Raw genomic sequence first — 15,395 nt, 5'->3', positions numbered from 1 at the left:
GGCTCACAGGTGTCCCTTACAAGAAAAACAATACGAGGTTCATACGATGAAAGTGTCCCGAAAGTCTGCTGTTCTGCTAGGTATAGGTTTCGCTCTTATGTCCGGACTCTCCCAAGCCAGCTCGTTGCATGTTGATCGTGCCCCGTTCGGGTCACTTCCTGATGGCCGTGCCATCGAGCGCTATACGCTACAAAACAGCAACGGGATGCGAGTTGGCATCATTACCTATGGCGGTATCGTCCAATCCATTGAGGTGCCCGATGCAAAAGGGCATATGGAAGATGTCGTTCTAGGTTTTGATGATGTGAAAGGCTATCTGGATAACGGAACCGTTTACTTTGGTGCGCTGATCGGCCGATTCGGCAATCGCCTGGCCAAAGGCAGGTTCGAGCTTGATGGCAAGACGTATCAGGTGCCGATCAATAATGATCCAAATGCCCTGCATGGCGGACCGGAAGGCTTTAATACCAAGGTATGGCAGGCCAAGCCTATCGAGGGCAAGGATTGGAAGGGCGTATCGCTTAGCTATGTTTCGTCTGATGGTGAGATGGGCTTTCCAGGCACGCTCACTACTACTGTGCGTTATACCCTCAACGAGCATAACGAGTTGCAGATCGAATATACCGCAACGACGGATAAGCCTACGGTAGTCAACCTGACCAATCACAGTTATTTCAATCTGGCGGGCGCTGGCAACGGGACCATTCTCGACCAGAAGGTGACTATCCATGCGTCCAAGTTCACCCCGATTGATTCAACGCTGATTCCGACCGGAGAACTGGCTGAGGTGAAGGGTACGCCCATGGACTTTGTCCATCCGACTGCTATCGGTGCGCACATTCGTGACAACGACCAACAGCTGAAATATGCCGAGCCCAAACAGGGTGGTTTTGATTTCAACTGGGCATTTGATAAGCCGGGGCAGCTCGATGCCGTAGCGGTTACGGCTTTTGATCCATCATCCGGGCGGCGTCTAGAGATGTATACAACCGAGCCGGGTGTGCAGTTTTATACCAGCAACTTTCTGGATGGCACTATCAAAGGCAAGCAGGGCAAAGTTTATCCGCACTGGGGAGCGTTTACGCTGGAGGCTCAGCACTTCCCCGATGCACCAAACCAGCCCAACTTTGCCAGCACTCGCTTGAATCCCGGCGAGACATACAAGCAGACTACTATCTACAAATTCTCGACCCTCAAGCAGTAATCTCCTGCCTATGGGGCTGCACCGTCAGCCCCATATCCTGCCTTAATTCTTCAATCAGCATTTTGGCCGGTGCGGTGACGTCCATGCCTTGGCGAATGACAACGCTATAGGGCTCGCTGTTGATTTGCAGGTCAATGGAAAAGCGCTTGAGCAGGCCAAAGCGTTCACTGAAGAGCGCTACATCGCTAGGCATCACAGCCAGAAGATGCGGATCTTCCTGCAACAGGCTAAGCATCGTGAACGTAGAGGCCGTTTCGATGGGATAGCGCGGAAAGTCGAGCCCTGCAAGGCGAAACTGCTGTTCGAGCGCGAGGCGCATGGGCATGTTGGAGGGATAGACAACCCAGCGATAGCCTATCAGCTCGTCCAGACTGGAAAGTGATGCGTTGGCCAGCGGATGGTTGGGATGAGCCACCAGCGCCAGGCTTTCTGGATGTTCGATCAGCTTTTCATACGCATCAGGCCGGGTGCTTACGCTGGTTCGGCAGATCACTACGTCTACCCGCCCCTGGTCGAGAAGAGCAAGCAGTCGCGCGCTGGTGTCCTCCGCGATATGAATCGACAGTTCCGGCTGTTTCTGGCGAAGCCGATTGAGCGACTGCATGAGCAGCGGCACCGCACCCATGATAACGCCAATGGACAACCGGCCACCCTGACCATGCAGGATGCCAATCATTTCTTCCCTGAGGTGGGCAATGTCGGACTGAATAAGGCGCGCATACCGAATCACGCAGCGTCCCAGATCGTTAGGCACCAGTCCCTGACTGGTACGTGTAAAAAGAGTGGCGCCTAGTGTCGCTTCAATTTCATGGAGGGCTTTTGTTGCACCCGGTTGAGTAATAGCAACCTGCTCGGCAGCCTTGTGCAGTGAGCCATGCTCCTCAAGGGCAATGAGAAGCTTGAGTTGACGTACGCGTAGGCGCGATGAAATGGAATTCAAAGATGGAATCATGGGAATAACCAAAGGTTATCACTTAATCAGTACCTCTCATTAGGCAGCGTTCTGCGCGCGCCGTAAAGTATGCGCTATCCATTCAGCCCATAACGATAAGAGCAAATCCCATGAGACTGATTCAATTTGAGACTTCAGAAGGCCAGCGACATGTAGGAGTGGTTGAAGGCGAGAATCTCCAGATTGTACGTAATGTTCGCACGACACGTGAGCTGGCACTGAATGCAATACGAAACGGACGTGATCTGGTTGCTGAGGTCCAGGCGCAGGATACTGAGCCAGGGCCGAGTTATGACAGTGTGCTTGAAGCCCGTCGCGTATTGCCTCCGCTGGATCATGACGATACGGCCCACTGCCTGGTTACCGGAACGGGGCTTACGCATCTGGGCAGTGCTTCTACGCGAGACAAGATGCATCAGCACAACAACCAGGACGAAGCCAAGCTGACTGACAGTATGCGTATGTTCAACTGGGGACTTGAAGGCGGACGGCCTTCTGCTGGTGAAGTGGGGGCGCAGCCAGAATGGTTCTACAAGGGTGACGGCAGCATTGTTGTCCGTCCGGGCGAGGATTTTTCCCTTCCCGAGTTTGCCGAAGATGCCGGTGAAGAGCCTGAATTGACCGGCCTGTATGTCATCGGTGATGACGGGCAACCTTATCGGGTAGGTTTTGCGCTGGGAAATGAGTTTTCCGATCATGTCATGGAACGGAAAAACTACCTTTATCTGGCGCACTCCAAACTGCGCTGTTGCGCATTTGGGCCTGAATTACGAGTAGGTGAGCTGCCTCGCCACCTTTCAGGTATGAGCCGGATTCGCCGTAACGGTGAGGTCCTTTGGGAAAAGGAATTTCTTTCAGGCGAAGAGAACATGTGTCACAGCCTGGCGAATCTTGAATACCACCATTTCAAGTACAACCAGTTTTTGCGTCCGGGCGACGTACATGTACATTTTTTCGGAACGGCTACACTGTCCTTCGCTGACGGTATCAAGGCGCAGCCGGGAGATCGGTTCGAAATCAGCATGCCTGAATTCGGTAAACCTCTGATCAATGGCATCGCTTCCCATAAGCCGGATTTCGTAATAGGCAACATCAAAGCGCTATAACTTTCTGAACATCAAGTGCTTTAAACGTGGGTTGTCAGCTAAATCTGCCTTCATAAGAGGCCGGTTAAATCACTAAATTGCTATGTTGTATGATGACTTAAAGTCCGACAGGATGTACCTTTAGTGCCTGACACCGATGTTCTTCTCATTTTATCTGCGTGAGCATTGGCTCGCGCAGTGTCCTGAAACCCTTTACGGTCAAGGAGTTAAGCATGCAGATCACAGGGCATAACTATGTTGGCGGAGCGCGTAGTGCTAAAGGCGAAACTATCGTCTATAGCGTGGATGCGACCTCTGGAGAACAGTTATCGTATAAGTTCTATCAGGCTACGCCTGAAGAAGTTGATGCTGCTGCACGTGCTGCGCAAGAGGCTTATCCCATCTATCGCAGCCTGAGCGCTGAAAAGCGTGCCAGCTTTTTGGAAGCCATTGCAGACGAACTAGACGCATTGGGTGACGATTTCGTGCAGCTGGTTTGCCGCGAAACCGCATTGCCTGCTGGCCGTATCCAAGGCGAGCGTGGACGTACCAGTGGACAGATGCGCCTATTCGCTCAGGTCCTGCGTCGTGGTGATTTCTACGGGGCGCGCATCGACCGTGCCTTGCCTGACCGCAAGCCGCTGCCTCGTCCAGACCTGCGCCAATACCGTATCGGTCTTGGTCCAGTAGCCGTATTCGGTGCAAGCAACTTCCCGCTGGCATTCTCTACCGCAGGCGGCGACACCGCTTCGGCGCTGGCTGCCGGTTGCCCGGTTGTGTTCAAGGCCCATAGTGGTCACATGGGAACAGCTGAATATGTGGCTGAAGCCATTGTTCGTGCGGCTGAGCGTACTGGCATGCCGGCTGGCGTCTTCAATATGATCTACGGCGCTGGCGTCGGCGAGCAGCTCGTCAAGCACCCAGCCATTCAGGCGGTCGGTTTCACGGGCTCGCTGCGAGGTGGCCGCGCACTGTGTGATATGGCTGCTGCACGTCCTCAGCCGATCCCGGTTTTTGCTGAAATGTCCAGTATCAACCCGGTTCTGCTGATGCCTGAAGCGATCAAGCAGCGCGGCGATAATGTGGCTAATGAGCTGGCCGCTTCGGTCGTGTTGGGATGTGGTCAGTTCTGTACCAACCCGGGCCTGATCATTGGCATTCGTTCGCCAGAGTTCTCTGCATTCCTGGAGCGTTTCGCCGCGACCATGAATGACCAGCCGGCGCAGACCATGCTCAATGCAGGCACCCTGAAGAGCTATGTCAAAGGTCTCGAGCATTTGAATGCTCACTCCGGTATTACTCATCTTGCCGGTGCAACCCAGCAAAATAACAATCAGGCTCAGCCACAGTTGTTCAAGGCTGATGTCAGCTTGCTGCTGGAAGGTGATGAGTTGTTACAGGAAGAGGTTTTTGGCCCAACTAGCATTGTGGTAGAAGTTGCCGATAAGGCCGAGCTGATTCGCGCATTGCATGGCCTGCATGGCCAGCTGACCGCGACGCTGATTGCCGAGCCGGGTGACTTGGAAACCTACGGTGCTGAGCTGACAGCTGTGCTTGAGCAAAAAGCAGGGCGCCTATTGATCAATGGTTATCCAACCGGCGTAGAGGTCTGTGACTCCATGGTTCATGGTGGTCCTTACCCGGCAACGTCCGATGCTCGCGGAACCTCCGTAGGTACGTTGGCTATCGATCGCTTCCTGCGCCCGGTCTGCTACCAGAATTACCCGGATGCACTGCTGCCTGAGCCACTCAAGAACGCTAACCCGCTGGGTATTGCCCGTCTGGTTAACGGCGTTACGACACGTGATGCGCTGAGCTGATCGCTCCGTTAATGAAAAAGCCCCGGCGTGCCGGGGCTTTTTTATGGCTATTCGCCCTCTAATACCAGTGTAAGAGCCTTACGTGCGTCTTCCAGTTGTACCAGGGTGGCATGTTTGGCGCCCAGGGCATCGCCATGTTGAATAGCCGTCAGGATCGCTTTATGGCGGGGAAGGGCGAACTCATGAAGGTTGGGACGCCTGTTTGACTGCTTGAGCGATTCGCGCAATGCCAGCGATAGCATGTTGCAGAGGTTAGCCAAGAGGTCATTGTGAGTGGCTTCGGCAATCTGACTGTGGAAATCCAAGTCCGGTTGTAACCACTCTTCCGGCGTCTTGGCTGCTTCCATGCGCTGATAAGCGTTCTCAATGGCCGCTACGTCATCAGGTGTGGCATGCGTAGCAGCAAGCGCGGCGGCTGCAGGCTCTATAATGCAGCGCACGCTTGAAAGCATGTTGAAGAAATCGTTTTGTGGCGTCGTTTCCATCAACCAGTGCAGTACATCGGGATCAAGCATATGCCATTCGCGACGAGGCCTGACAACCGTGCCCACCTTGGGTTTGGAGTAGACAAGCCCTTTGGCTACCAAGACTCGGGTTGCTTCGCGCAGCACCGGGCGGCTGACAACATACTCCTCGCACAGTAACGCTTCAGGCGGAAGCTTGGAGTCTGCTGGAAAGTGACCAGAAACGATATGCCGGCCCAACTCCTGAACGATTCGGGCATGCATGCTTTTGCGAAGTGAAGGTTTGCGATATTCCATGAGGCGCGACGTGGCGATCCTGTTTCGAGGCCGCGCATCATAACATTCGCCCCTCGCCAATGCGGAAAGGGGCGTTGAGAACTCACTCAATGTGAATGTCTCGGCACCTCGGAGCCACGGCAGCCAACGAGGAAGTCGAAATCGCAGCCCTCATCGGCCTGCAGCACGTGATCCACGTACAGCTTGCGGTAACCGCCACCGAGCAGGTTGGCGTTCGGGTCCTGCCAGTCCGCTAGGCGGGCCTGCAGCTCTTCATCGCTGATATCCAGATGCAGGCGGCCGTTCTCGCAGTCCAGCTCGATCATGTCACCGTCACGCACAACCGCCAGCGGACCCCCTGCCGAAGCCTCCGGCGCTACGTGCAGCACCACCGTCCCATAGGCCGTCCCACTCATGCGCGCATCGGAAATACGCACCATGTCGGTAATGCCCTTGGCCAGCAGCTTGGGCGGCAGACCCATGTTGCCCACCTCAGCCATGCCCGGATACCCTTTTGGTCCGCAATTCTTGAGCACCATGACGCAGGTCTCGTCGATATCCAGGTCCGGGTCGAGCACACGCTCCTTGTAATGCTCCAGGTTCTCGAACACCACCGCACGGCCCCGGTGCTGCATCAGCTCCGGTGTGGCAGCAGAGGGTTTGAGCACCGCGCCCTTGGGTGCCAGATTACCACGCAGTACACAGATGCCGCCGTCCTTGCGGATGGGGTTGTCCAGCGTACGGATCACTTCGTCCTGCGCGTAGATCGGCGCCTCGGCACAGTTCTGCCAGATCGATTGGCCATTGGCAGTCAGGGCATCAGGGTGCGGCAGCAGGTTGGCTTCGCCCATCCGGCGAATCACTGCCGGCAGGCCACCAGAGTAGTAGAACTCTTCCATCAGGAAGCGACCGGACGGCTGCAGGTCGACGATGGTGGGCGTACCGCGACCGACCCGCGTCCAGTCGTCCAGCTCAAGGTCTACGCCCATACGGCCAGCGATGGCCTTGAGGTGAATCACGGCATTGGTCGAACCGCCGATGGCAGCATTGACGCGGATGGCATTCTCGAAGGCTTCCTTGGTCAGGATTTTCGACAGGCGAAGGTCCTCATGCACCATGTCCACGATGCGCATGCCAGAGAGGTGCGCCAGTACATAGCGACGCGAATCCACGGCTGGGATCGCAGCGTTATGCGGGAGCGAGGTGCCCAGGGCTTCAGCCATGCAGGCCATGGTGGAGGCAGTACCCATGGTGTTACAGGTACCGGCCGAGCGGGACATGCCGGCTTCAGCAGAGAGGAACTCGTTCAGGTCGATCAGCCCACCCTTATAGGCCTCGTGCATCTGCCAGACGATGGTACCGGCACCGATGTCGCGACCGTGGTGCTTGCCGTTAAGCATCGGCCCGCCGGTTACCACGATGGCGGGTACGTCGCAGCTGGCAGCGCCCATCAATAGCGCAGGGGTGGTCTTGTCGCAGCCGGTCAGCAGCACCACGGCATCGACCGGGTTGCCGCGGATGGCTTCCTCCACGTCCATGCTGGCCAGGTTACGGGTCAGCATGGCGGTGGGGCGCAAGTTGGACTCGCCATTGGAGAAGACGGGAAACTCGACGGGAAAGCCGCCGGCTTCGTAGACGCCGCGCTTGACATGCTCGGCAATCTTGCGGAAGTGGGCGTTGCAGGGGGTAAGTTCGGACCAAGTGTTGCAGATCCCGATGATGGGCTTGCCCTGGAACTCATGGTCCGGGATGCCTTGGTTCTTCATCCAGCTGCGATACATGAAGCCGTTCTTGTCGGCATTGCCAAACCACTGGGCCGAGCGCAACTGGGTTTTTTTCTCAGACATGTTGTTAACTCTTATTTGTCATACTAAACGGAAGTATTGATCCGAATTTAGACTTAATAAGCTTTCATGTGAAGTGTTGTTGAGTAAAAAGTATTACTTTATAGTCCATATCACCAGTGCGGCTGCTATGCTCAAGCCGTACATAACAAAAACAATCGGAGACTTGGCTATGAGCCCAGAAATGCGGCTGATCCGCCTCATCACACTCAAACTTATTCCCTTCCTTATCCTGCTGTACCTTGTAGCCTACGTGGACCGTTCCGCTGTCGGGTTTGCCAAGTTGCATATGGGGGCAGATATCGGCATCAGCGATGCGGCTTATGGGATGGGGGCAGGACTGTTCTTTATCGGATATTTCCTGTTCGAAGTGCCAAGCAATTTGTTCCTGACTCGCTTTGGAGCGCGCCGCTGGTTTGCACGGATCCTCATTACCTGGGGTGCCATTACGATTGGCATGGCCTTCATCCAGGGGCCAACCAGCTTCTATGTAATGCGGTTTCTACTTGGTATTGCGGAGGCGGGATTCTTTCCTGGGGTGCTGTACTACATCACGCAGTGGTATCCCATACGTCACCGCGGCAAGATCCTGGGATTTTTCATCCTGTCGCAACCCATTGCCATGATGGTGACTGGTCCGCTCTCGGGCGCCTTGCTAGGCATGGAAGGCATAATGGGTCTGCATGGCTGGCAGTGGCTGTTCATTCTTATCGGTACGCCTGCAGTATTGCTCGCATGGCCAACCTTGCGTTTTCTGCCAGATGGTCCGGCAAAGGTGAAATGGCTATCAGCTGATGAGAAACGCTGGTTGGCAAACGAACTTGAAAAGGATTTGCAGGAGTATGGTCAGACACGTCATGGCAATCCACTGCATGCACTCAGGGACAAGCGCGTCCTGCTACTGGCACTCTTCTATCTGCCGGTGACCTTGAGTATTTACGGCCTGGGCTTGTGGCTGCCGACGCTGATTCATCAGTTTGGCGGAAGTGACATCATGACCGGCTTTGTCTCGTCCGTTCCTTATCTCTTTGGCATTATTGGTCTTTTGCTTATTCCTCGCAGTTCAGATCGCCTGAATGATCGTTATGGTCATCTGGCGGTCCTGTATGCGCTAGGTGCCATAGGCTTCTTCTTCAGTGCTTACCTAAGTGCACCAGCACTGCAATTGGGGGCTTTGTGTCTGGCTGCCTTCAGCCTGTTTTCCTGCACTGCAATCTTCTGGGCGCTACCAGGTCGTTTTTTCTCGGGTGCCAGTGCCGCCGCTGCCATTGCGCTGATCAATTCGGTGGGGAACCTGGGAGGTTATATCGGGCCATTTGGTATTGGCGCACTTAAAACCTATACCGGGACATTATCGTCCGGTTTGTACTTCCTGGCAGGAGTACTTTGCATAGGTCTTTTGATGACATGGGTCGTGTATAACCAGCTGGAGCGGCGCCTTTCGCTCAAGACTGCCCCATCTTCCTGAGCGGCAGGCTGCATAAAAAAGCCACTCTTGATGAGTGGCTTTTTGCTTTATCAGTGCTGGATATGCAAGCCGCACTCACGGTTTTCTTCGCCCTTGGTGGGGTCGAAGTAATCGAAGTTGTTTGGCAGATTGTGCTCCACCAGATATTGATACAGGTCTTTAGAGGTCCAGTTCAGCAGGGGGGCAACCTTGATCAGGCCATCCTGGTTGATGCTGACCGGCTGCATTTGGGCACGTACTGCAGTATCGCTTGCACGCAATGCGGTAAACCATACGCTGGGTGCCATTTCCCGCAGCGCGCGGGTAAACGGCTCAAGTTTGACTTCTTCGGTAAAGGCCTCATGGCGTGGATCATCTAATCCAGGCACAGGACCTTCAATAGCTTCGCGATGGGCCCGCGAGCGCTTGGGTAGATAAGTGATCAAGTTGAGATTAAGTGCGCGGGCGACCTCATCGGCGAAGCGATAAGTCGCCTCGGTATTATAGCCATTGTCCATCCATACCACAGGGATGTCGGGCTTTACGCGCGTTACCATGTGAAGAATGACCGCTTCAAACGGACGAAAATTGGTCGTGCAGATAGCCGGCTTGCCAAGACCCAATGCCCAGGCAACAAGCTGCTCAGGCTGATTGGCGAATTCGGCATTGATGCGGTCCAGATCAAGTGACATGGCAAGGCTCCAACGCTAATAAGTCAAGACGAGCATGGTAACAAAGCCCCGTCTGGGCTGCACGACGTAGCGGCATCCCTCAGGCTATGCATCTCAAGGGTATTCAATAACACTCGTACCTTGGCAATGGATTCCTCATACTCGTCTTGCCATTCTGAGTCCCTGACGATTGCACCGCCGCCCCAGCAGCTGGCCATCCCGTCTTTGATCAATACACTGCGAATAGCGATGGAGCTGTCCATCTCGCCCCGCACGTCGATATAGAGCAGGGAGCCACAGTAGATGGAGCGGCGAGTCGGCTCCAGCTCATCGATGATTTCCATTGCCCGAATCTTAGGGGCTCCGGTGATTGAGCCGCCTGGAAAGCTTCCGGCCAGCAGATCGAATACATCGCAACCGGATGCAAGCTCACCCGTTACACTGCTCACCAAGTGATGCACGTTTGGATAGCTCTCCAATGTAAATAGCTCAGGGACTTTGACCGAGCCTATTCGGCAGCTGCGTCCCAGGTCATTACGCAAAAGATCAACGATCATTACATTTTCGGCACGATCTTTTGGACTGGCCAGCAGTTCATCTGCCAGGGCGGCGTCTCGTACGGGGTCCAGGCTGCGTGGTCGCGTCCCTTTAATGGGGCGTGTTTCTACCCGACCGTCATGCACCTGAATGAAACGTTCAGGTGAGTGGCTGAGGATGGCACCGCCCTGGATGGGCAGATAACCGGAAAAAGGCGTAGGGCAGGCGGCTCGCAAGGTGCGGTAGGCTTGCCAGTCCGATCCAGAGCAGGGCGCCTGAAAGCGCTGTGTGAAGTTGATCTGATAACAGTCCCCGGCGTTTATATAAGCCTGGGTTCGCTCGATTTGTTCGCGATAGCGCTCTTTAGTCAGATTCGCCTGGAATGGGGTTTTCAGGCAAAAAATTTGATCCTGGCTTGGAGTAACCGGGCTCGTGAAGAGATCAATCAGGCGCGAGCGTTCAGCGGCATTCAGTACCGGATGAAATACTAACTGGCTGGTCTGTCTTTCATGATCGCTAATCAATGCCCAGCCATACAGACCCAGTCTGGCCTCAGGCAACATCAGATCATCTTGGGCCTGAGCCGGTAGACGCTCCAGCTGGCGACCAAAATCATAGCTCAGATAGCCCATCACGCCACCTGCAAAGGGCAGATCTACTTCGGTGGGAAGCTGCGCCGCTCCGAGCCTGCCGAGTGCGTGGCGAAGCCGAGCGAAAAACGAATGCCCTGATTCCTCCGCTAAAGGGGTGAGCTGCTCCAGCGGCCAGGCACTAAGCAGGTCATATCGTCCACGTGTGGCCGTTGGTCTGCCAGAGTCCAGCAGAATAGCACCCTCCGCATTACGGATGCGCTCGAAGAAATCACCGGGATCTGCTTGGTAGTCAAGCGGATAAAGTATGCAGGTGAGCATGTGTTCAGCGCGTTACGGTAGATGAGGAGACATGACCGAATAACCGTTGAGAAAAGGTTACACGCTCTTCCGCTGTTTCAACGATACCCTGGGCCTGCATTTCGGCGAGACGAGTCTCTACTGCCTGAGCTCTTAAGGTAAGTCCGCTGTCATTGGCAATCTGAATATTCAGGCCAGGCCGTGCATTGAGCTCAAGAATCAGAGGTCCTTTATCCTTGTCGAGCACCATGTCAACACCAATGTAACCCAGCCCGGACAATTCATAACAGGAAGCCGCCAAGCGCATGAATCCGTCCCAGTCCGGCAGCTGTACGCCGTCTACAGGATGGGCGGTATCCGGGTGCTTTTCGATCTTGGCGTTAAGCCAGGTACCACGCAGCGTAAGTCCGGTTGCCAGGTCCACTCCGACACCAATGGCACCCTGGTGCAGGTTGGCCTTGCCGCCGGACTGGCGTGTAGGTAGACGTAACATGGCCATTACGGGATAGCCCATCAAGACGATAATTCGAATGTCCGGAACACCTTCATAGCTGATATTGCGAAACAGCTCATCAGGGATGACCCGGTACTCGATGAGTACTCGATCTCTATGGCCACCGAGTGAATAGAGACCCGAGAGGATGCTGGAGATGTGATATTCCATGTCCGAACGGCTAACCATCTTGCCGGAGACTGTTTTCAATCGCCCCTCAAAGCGGTCGGCAATGACCAGAATGCCGTCGCCACCAGCCCCCTGTGCAGGTTTAACAACGAAATCCTGATGGTTCTCAATAATCGTATCGATCTTCCCGATGTCGTGCTCTGTCGAGATGATCCCGTATAAATCCGGCACATGGATGCCTGCCTCGATTGCTCGCTGCTTGGTCAGGATCTTGTCATCTACGACCGGGTACAGGCTGCGCTTGTTGTACTTGAGTACATAATCGGCATTACGCCGGTTGATACCCATGATCCCGCGAGCCGAAAGGGCCTTCCATGTTTTGATCAAACCGAACATGTCAGTCTTCCTTCAGCAGGGCCTTGAAGCGAACCAGTTCCGTCAGGCGATAACCGCGATAACGACCCATTGCCAGCATGAAGCCCACCAGAATCAACAGGACGGCCGGGAACGTAAACACGAAATACACCAGCTGTGGGATTTTCATCAGAAGATAAGCCAGCGAGCCGGCGAACAACGTGCCGATGGCGACCTTGAGAGCATGGTTGGCGCCACGCTCCTCCCAGGTTATCGAGAGTCGCTCAATGGTCATGGTCAGAATAACCATTGGGAAGAGCGCAACCGAAAGGCCGTTTTCAAATCCCAGTTTGTGACTGAACAGGCTGATGGCGGCAATCATGACTACGACGAACGTCAGTACAACCGACAGTCGAGGCAGCATCTGCAGGCGGAGGTGTTCCAGGTAGGAACGCAGGGAAAGGCCCAGTGCAGTGATCACGGTAAAAAGCCCGATGCCCCACTGCAGGCCGGTTTCCCGGAAAGCCAGTGCAATCAGAACCGGTGTAAAGGTTCCCAATGTCTGCAGACCTATAAGATTTCTCAGTATGAGAATCACGAGCACGCCAAGCGGGATCATGATCATCGTCTGGTAGGTCTGCTGAGTCTGGAGGGGCAGGCCGTACAGGGAATAATCCATGAAGGCCGTCTCCACACTCGAATTGGTGAGCTGAGCCAGACGAATGGCATTCATCTGGCTGCTGTCCAGCGTGAACGTCACATTCGCTTTACGACCGCCATCGAGGTTCAGCAGTTGACCGTCACCGCTCCACCAGATCATGCGATCGGACGGTAGGCCGCGCTCGCCTGTTTCAGGATTGAAATAGATCCAGTCCTTGCCGTTATAGCTGCGCAGCCAAAGTTCCGGATTTTGCTGAATGTGGGCGGCAAGGCGCAGGGTGTGAACCTTTTCCAGGGGGACACGTGCCAGCGACACCAGCAGATCGATGGTCTGTGCCCGCTTGGTGATGCTGGTATCGCCATTGAGTAACAACTTTACGTTGTCGTCATTGACGTTATTGACGCGCCTGATGGCTTCGCTGATGAATGTTTCCACATCGGCTGAATGTTGGCGGATAGGCGCGATCAAGGCTTCAGCAGCCAGACGCTCAGGACCTTCCGGCAGAACAATAGGGTCTCGAGTAACCGGGCCTTTTTCTTCACGTGGCTTGTCACTTCCAAAACGCTTGGTCATAACCAGACGGTAATACAGGGTCTGGTCGCCTTTGGCGCGTCGCGCAGACCAGGTCAGCTGTCGGTTACCCTCTATGCGGCTGACGTTAACGCCGTAGTTATTAGAGACAAAGCTCTCGTTAAGGCTGACGTAGCCTTGCGTCAAGGGTGGAACGAACAGTTGTACTTTGACGGGCACGTGGGGTGTGGCAGTAAACGTAACCTTGGCATCAATGCTCCATAACTCATCCGTTTCATCCTGAGTGATCGGAATGCCTAGCCCAAAGATCTGGTAGGCGGTAATGGATACGCCAAGTAGAACCAGAACAGTGATAAGAATCTTCAGATGCAAATTAATGGAGCGCATGCAGGTTACTCGACTTTCAAATAGGGCATGCCGGAGTACCGGCCAGATAAGAGCGGGAGACGTCAATCAAGGCGTCATAGCGCCTGAGTGCCTTGCTGCCAATCAGCAAGGGAAAGTCAAAGTGGCTACGGTTCGTAAGATTAACCTCAATCGTATGCCTCTCATTTCCCATACAGATAACCATTGGAATAACGGGACGACTGGTATGCATCTTGGGTTCGACCCCTGGTGTGTGGTCTGCATGCCGCCGCTTGATATGGCTTACACGAAGCAGAGGGCGCTCCAGCGTAAGGTCATGGGCCTGATCAATAGCCAGAGAAAAGCGCACCCAGCGCTCCCCGCTACGGGTAAATAGATGGATGCGGTGTGCACTCAAGGAGGCGGTTTCTGCACCCGTATCAAGCTTTGCTTTAAGGTGTAAATTCAGCTCCGGCAGATACACATTTTCATGCAGGCCATACGTTCGCTTCTCGCTTGAAAAGCACAGGGGGCTCCATAGCAGGGGCACGCTAAACAGTAGATAAATTAAAGATTTCATCAAGCTAGTGCAGGCCTGGCATGTGCCAGCTGAGGATGGCTTCCGGCACAGTGCGTCAGTTAAAAGGGCGCATTCTAGCATGGGCCCCTTTCTAAACCAGTGAAGCCTGCCGCGACGTATCACTTCAGGCGGCGCTCAACACCTTTCTCTACCAGAATCTTGGCGGCGATCTCTTCAACAGAGAAATGGGTTGAATTGATAGACGGAAGATTTTCACGTCGGAACAGGCTTTCTACTTCCCGGACCTCAAACTCGCACTGGGCAAAACTGGCATATCGGCTATTGGGCCGGCGCTCGTGCCGAATCGCCGATAGGCGGTCAGGGTCGATTGTCAGACCAAACAGTTTGTTTTTTTGTGCCTTGAGCGAGGCAGGCAGTTGCAAGCGCTCCATGTCCTCCTCGGTTAAAGGATAGTTCGCTGCTCGAATTCCAAACTGGAGCGCCATATAAAGGCAGGTGGGCGTTTTGCCGCACCGGGAGACACCGACCAAAATCAAATCAGCCTTGTCGTAGTGTTGCGTACGCGCGCCGTCGTCGTTTTCCAGAGCAAAATTCACGGCCTCGATACGTTGCATATAATTGGCGTTGTGCATCATGGAGTGTGATTTACCGACCGAATATGACGATTCAGCACACAACTCCTGCTCAAGCGGGGATAAAAAAGTGGAAAAGATGTCAATCATGAACCCATTCGACTGGTCGAGAATCGCGCGTATTTCCCGATTGACGATGGTGTCGAAAATAATGGGGCGCGCACCGTCTGACACGGCGGCGTTGTTGATTTGCTGTACCATGGCCCGGGCTTTTTCCACGGTGTCGATATAGGGCCGGGTCAGTTTTGTAAAGCTGATGTTCTCGAATTGAGCGAGTAAGCTTTGGCCGAGGGTTTCGGCAGTAATGCCGGTGCCGTCGGAAATAAAGAAGGCGGTTCGTTTCATCAGGGTGAAACTCCCGAGACAGTGGTTTTTGATTTTATCGTAAGGTGCTTCGTAAAGGCTGCTGGAAGATTGGCACTTTTTTAAAAGTACTTGGCGCCTGTAGCCAGTCGATAAAACGAATCCTACTGATTCTGGAATAAAGACCCAGTGTGAACGTGCCAGTTGCGTACGAGC

At 54.4% G+C, this 15,395-nt stretch carries 13 protein-coding genes; 4 read left to right on the top strand and 9 right to left on the bottom strand.

Annotated elements, in window-relative coordinates:
- Positions 1-46 precede the first annotated feature (46 nt).
- Entirely contained in the window at positions 47-1,204 is a 1,158-nt protein-coding gene (locus EAW52_RS14500; protein ID WP_122043024.1) for an aldose epimerase family protein, read from the top strand.
- Here the strand turns inward: EAW52_RS14500 and EAW52_RS14495 are convergent.
- Positions 1,194-2,156: a LysR family transcriptional regulator gene (locus tag EAW52_RS14495; protein WP_122043023.1), complete on the bottom strand. Its 963-nt coding sequence runs from the start codon at positions 2,154-2,156 to the stop codon at positions 1,194-1,196. The two genes, EAW52_RS14500 and EAW52_RS14495, sit on opposite strands and share 11 nt — an antisense overlap.
- A gap of 110 nt (positions 2,157-2,266) precedes the next feature.
- Between EAW52_RS14495 and araD1 the strand changes: the two genes are divergently transcribed.
- Together araD1 and EAW52_RS14485 are read left to right on the top strand one after the other, a co-directional pair.
- A complete protein-coding gene (gene araD1, locus EAW52_RS14490) occupies positions 2,267-3,262 on the top strand; it encodes an AraD1 family protein (RefSeq protein WP_122043022.1) in 996 nt (331 codons plus the stop codon).
- 212 nt (positions 3,263-3,474) lie between these two features.
- Entirely contained in the window at positions 3,475-5,061 is a 1,587-nt protein-coding gene (locus EAW52_RS14485; RefSeq protein ID WP_010797781.1) for an aldehyde dehydrogenase (NADP(+)), read from the top strand.
- A gap of 47 nt (positions 5,062-5,108) precedes the next feature.
- Here EAW52_RS14485 and EAW52_RS14480 read toward each other — a convergent pair whose 3' ends face one another.
- Together EAW52_RS14480 and EAW52_RS14475 are read right to left on the bottom strand one after the other, a co-directional pair.
- Positions 5,109-5,822 carry a FadR/GntR family transcriptional regulator gene (locus tag EAW52_RS14480; protein WP_122043021.1) on the bottom strand — a complete coding sequence of 238 codons (714 nt, stop codon included), beginning with the start codon at positions 5,820-5,822 and terminating at the stop codon, positions 5,109-5,111.
- Between the two features lie 86 nt (positions 5,823-5,908).
- Positions 5,909-7,648, bottom strand: coding sequence for an IlvD/Edd family dehydratase (locus EAW52_RS14475; RefSeq protein ID WP_122043020.1), 1,740 nt, complete (start codon positions 7,646-7,648; stop codon positions 5,909-5,911).
- A 169-nt stretch (positions 7,649-7,817) separates the two neighbouring features.
- On the opposite strand from EAW52_RS14475, the gene EAW52_RS14470 reads away from it, so the two are divergent.
- Entirely contained in the window at positions 7,818-9,113 is a 1,296-nt protein-coding gene (locus EAW52_RS14470) for an MFS transporter (RefSeq protein WP_122043019.1), read from the top strand.
- Between the two features lie 50 nt (positions 9,114-9,163).
- Here the strand turns inward: EAW52_RS14470 and EAW52_RS14465 are convergent, their stop codons facing one another.
- The 6 genes from EAW52_RS14465 to EAW52_RS14440 form a co-directional block, all read right to left on the bottom strand.
- Positions 9,164-9,784, bottom strand: a complete 621-nt coding sequence (locus EAW52_RS14465) for a phosphoadenosine phosphosulfate reductase family protein (protein WP_010797785.1) — start codon at positions 9,782-9,784, stop codon at positions 9,164-9,166.
- 23 nt (positions 9,785-9,807) lie between these two features.
- The gene (gene pabB, locus EAW52_RS14460) at positions 9,808-11,211 is read right to left on the bottom strand and encodes an aminodeoxychorismate synthase component I (protein ID WP_122043018.1); all 1,404 of its coding nucleotides are present in this window, start codon (positions 11,209-11,211) and stop codon (positions 9,808-9,810) included.
- Between the two features lie 4 nt (positions 11,212-11,215).
- Positions 11,216-12,208 (bottom strand): alpha-L-glutamate ligase-like protein, encoded by a 993-nt coding sequence (locus EAW52_RS14455; RefSeq protein WP_122043017.1) that lies wholly within the window; start codon positions 12,206-12,208, stop codon positions 11,216-11,218.
- A 1-nt stretch (position 12,209) separates the two neighbouring features.
- Positions 12,210-13,745: an inactive transglutaminase family protein gene (locus EAW52_RS14450; protein WP_019365368.1), complete on the bottom strand. Its 1,536-nt coding sequence runs from the start codon at positions 13,743-13,745 to the stop codon at positions 12,210-12,212.
- Positions 13,746-13,761: 16 nt separating this feature from the next.
- Entirely contained in the window at positions 13,762-14,283 is a 522-nt protein-coding gene (locus EAW52_RS14445) for an ATP-dependent zinc protease (RefSeq protein WP_122043016.1), read from the bottom strand.
- Between the two features lie 119 nt (positions 14,284-14,402).
- Positions 14,403-15,221, bottom strand: a complete 819-nt coding sequence (locus EAW52_RS14440) for a pyruvate, water dikinase regulatory protein (protein WP_010797790.1) — start codon at positions 15,219-15,221, stop codon at positions 14,403-14,405.
- Between the last annotated feature and the right edge of the window lie 174 nt (positions 15,222-15,395).

The sequence above is a fragment of the Pseudomonas sp. LTJR-52 genome (assembly GCF_003691465.1).
GTDB lineage: Bacteria > Pseudomonadota > Gammaproteobacteria > Pseudomonadales > Pseudomonadaceae > Chryseomonas > Chryseomonas luteola.
The sequence above is the reverse complement of the archived record's forward strand: the minus strand, read 5'-3'. Positions and strand labels throughout refer to the sequence as shown.